General features: G+C 52.2%; 2 protein-coding genes. One reads left to right on the top strand and one right to left on the bottom strand.

Annotated features, from left to right (window positions below):
• Positions 1 to 720: 720 nt before the first annotated feature.
• Positions 721 to 2943 carry a sulfatase-like hydrolase/transferase gene (locus tag WCJ41_RS20650; protein ID WP_336907720.1) on the top strand — a complete coding sequence of 741 codons (2223 nt, stop codon included), beginning with the start codon at positions 721 to 723 and terminating at the stop codon, positions 2941 to 2943.
• 19 nt (positions 2944 to 2962) lie between these two features.
• Here the strand turns inward: WCJ41_RS20650 and WCJ41_RS20645 are convergent, their stop codons facing one another.
• Positions 2963 to 3115 (bottom strand): hypothetical protein, encoded by a 153-nt coding sequence (locus WCJ41_RS20645; RefSeq protein ID WP_336907719.1) that lies wholly within the window; start codon positions 3113 to 3115, stop codon positions 2963 to 2965.
• Positions 3116 to 3653 lie beyond the last annotated feature (538 nt).

Raw genomic sequence — 3653 nt, 5'->3', positions numbered from 1 at the left:
GGGAAGAGGCGTCGCAAGGACGCAAACAGCACGACATGCAGCTTGGGAAGCTGCCGTTCTACCTCTGAACGTAGCCCGCGGTAGAGCAGAGAGGAGCGGGAGCAGGGCGGCAAGGGTGTGGAGTGGATCCTGCCGAGGTGGCTGATGAGGGTGGCTATGGGGTGGAGCATGGATGGGAAGCCAACTCCCAACTCCCAACTCCCAACACTCACATTCAATTCATCATTCACCACTCATCAACTTCCAACGGGGGAGGAGGGGCAGTGATATGTGGTGAGGGTTTTATACAGAGGAGTAATCTCTACACCCCCCCCCCTCGGCGATAATCACTCCCACGCTGCCTGATGTGAACGCCTTGCTCGGTGACTGAATTCTCTAAATACTCCCGGTGGGCACCCTGAGGCGGAGGACTGTGAGTCCGATCCTGATCTCCTTGCCTTGGAGTGTTCACTTATCCGCCTGTTCAGATTTCCCGAGCCACCTCTATCTACAGTGGCCTGGTTTCAAGTGATGCACTGCCGCGCCAGTTTGTTCAGAGCCACACAGCTTTATTGCTTAAAGGACGGGTCTTCCGCGTCGTTGCTGAGATGCGGTTTATACCTAATCCGAAATGTGATTTACGCAACGTCAAAAGAATTGACTAGGTCTTCTCGCCTCCGCGGCGTACGGTACCGTTAACACCGAAGTGAACAATCGGTCATCAAGATAGAGACAATTCCAATGTCGCAAGTTACTAGGAATATAATCCGTATTGCGCTGGGTGTGTCCTTGATCTGCGGATGTGTTGTTTGTAGTCCTAGCATCAGGGCTCAAGAGACGCAGAATCAACTTGGTACGGAAAATTACTCTGCTGGAAAGCGTAAGCAGCCCCCGAACATCCTCTTCGTTGTGATGGATGACGTTGGTGTCGATCAAATGAAGCTATACGGCTATGGAGCATCTCCTGAGCCGGCACAAACACCGACAATTGACGAACTAGCGGCCAAAGGAGTGGTCTTTGCGAATGCATGGGCAATGCCGGACTGCTCGCCGAGTCGAGCGACATTCTGGGAGGGTCGTTATCCATTTAGAACCCAGGTTCTCGACCCGATCCAGCCCCCGGACCTTGCTAATTCACAGGTATCGCCAGATGAAGTAACTGTTCCTGAGCTCTTAAGGAAAAAGGGCTACATAAACGGGCTGTTCGGGAAGATGCACCTGTCTGGCTCAAGCCAGGACTCGGCAAACAATCCTCTCGGTAACGAGGTCTATCGCAAGCTGGGATTTGATCACTTCGAAGGATACTTGGAAGGTGCACCTCTACCGATTGATACGACGGCGGGAGGTGTAGGTAGTTCAGGAGATTTTCTTTGCGGATTTGTTCCTAATCTAACAACCAATCCATCCAAGGGCGCAGACCATGGCGCTTGCTACTATGCCAACGACCGATGCGAAGTTCTCACGAGAAGTCCAGCATTAAGGACACCAGGCAGGACTTGCATGGAGAGGGGCGGTATACTCGATCCTGGGCAATCTTCCTGCCAGTCTGCTGCCCCGTCGCATTTAAGCTTCGCAACCCAGAACGGTTATTACACTGCGAATGTCGTGATTAACGACAAGAACGGCAATACGATCAATTATCCGCCTCAGGATCCAACTGGAAGAATGTACCGCTCGACCTTTGAAGCTAACAAAGCCATAGCGTGGATAAACGAGCAGAAGCTCACACCGTCTAGGCCTTGGATGGCGACTGTGGGTTTTTCGTCCGCTCATTCTCCCTGGCAGAACGTGCCTTCGGCGCTATTGCCGGAGAACTCGGCTGACACAGACGGGTTCAATTGTGTTGGCAGTTCTAGCGACAAGCGTACGCTTATGAAGCAGATGATCGAGGGAATGGATCACGAGTTTGAGCGGTTGTTAGTGGAGACCGGGCTTGCAACTCGCGGAAATGATGACAAACTTAAGTATCAGCCAGAGAAGGCCAATACCGTTATTGTTGTCGTTGGAGATAATGGCTCTTATCTAACCGTTGTTAACGAACCATTTGATCCGAGCAGGTCTAAGGGAACTCCTTATCAGACTGGTGTGTGGGTGCCCCTCGTGATCTCAGGGGCTAATGTGGTGGCTCCAGGGCGCAAGGTGACTTCGATGGTCAATGCCATCGATCTCTTTCAGCTATTCAGTGAGATCGCTGGGGTTGATCCGAGGGAATACGTGCCAAGAGGACGGCCTCTCGACGCTAAACCTATGCTAGCTTACTTGACGAAGCGGAATCAGAAATCGATAAGAACAACGAATTTCACGCAGACCGGGGATAACATTCGGTCATCGATAGCTCCTTCGTCGCCATGTGTCGTGGATGCGGTTAATGTCTGTACATCGTTCTTCCCGACGAAAGCAATCTGCGAGAAAAACAGCGGGACATGGTGGGGTGCGGGAAACACAATTGACGTACCGCCCCAACAGAATTGCTGCGGCGTCAACAGCTATCGTGTCAGCCAAAGCGAACAGCCGTACCAAATTAGGCCTATAATGGCAAATGCCATGAGGGATGATAACTACAAACTCGTTCGGTTAATCACGGAGAACTGTGCATCCCCCTCAAGTCCGATCACAATTGATGAGTTATATCTCATCAATGAAGCCCGGCCAGTACCGTTGCTAGATACTGTTGACAGAAACTTGCTGGCAAATGGCGTAGAGGGTTTGAACAAGACTGATAAAAGACAATACAATTATTTGTCGAGGCGGATGACGGGATTGCTCTCGACATACAAAGTCTGTCCGGGTGACGGTAACCTTGATAACATCGTCAACCAGAAAGACGTTGATGGGTGGAAAACCTATAGCGTGCTAAATGGCGGTCAATCGAGTTGGTCTGATTTCAATTTTGACGGCAAGACAGATAACACCGACCTCGGGATCATCTATAAGAATTGGCAGACTCGTTGCCCTCAAAGGTAGTGTTGGAAATCTCAGCCTGCTAAGTCCTCTCGATAAGGTGGCGGTAGATCGCCATCGCGGCTTCCACCTTGGTCTTGCCCTCAGCGATGAGAGCCTGACCTTCGGCGATTGCCTGAGCGATCAGGTCATCCGAGGGAGGTGTGGTTTCCGTCTGCTTGTTCTTCTTTGCCATTGGGTATCTCCTTCCAATGACCAGACCGTCCCCTGGCTTTGAAATGAAGACAACGCTGGGGTGAGAAAACCATCTAGGAAACCAGAGGATCACAGAGTGGCTTCCATGGGTGGAAACCACCACGTCACTCCAGCGCTGGGCAGAGGAAGGGATCGACCTCAGGGGCGGGGCATCTCATTGCACCGTTCAGGAACCTGAGCGAGGAACCATGCTGCTCCTCACAACAACCCTCTGCCCTATCTCTGCCGAGTTCCTACGAGGTGAAACACGCCTAGAACTCTCGTACCTCTGCAGCATCTGGTGTTGGACTACAGCGGTGTCCATGCCATTGCGACGTCAATCGAACCTACGACACGCAGCCTGGAAAGCTGCCGTGCTACCTCTGAACGACGCCTGCGATCGAGCAGAGATGAGTGGAGGTGGGCCAGGTCGGCAAGGGTGTGGGGGCTGGGGAGCGACTGAGGCTTCATTGCCTTTGTCATTGGGGTCTCCTTACAATGGCCCAAATGTCCCCCAGTCGTGAAACGAAGACATCGGA

Origin of the sequence: Aestuariivirga sp. (genome assembly GCF_037139295.1) — a bacterium.
Lineage (GTDB): Bacteria > Pseudomonadota > Alphaproteobacteria > Rhizobiales > Aestuariivirgaceae > Aestuariivirga.
The sequence above is the reverse complement of the archived record's forward strand: the minus strand, read 5'-3'. Positions and strand labels throughout refer to the sequence as shown.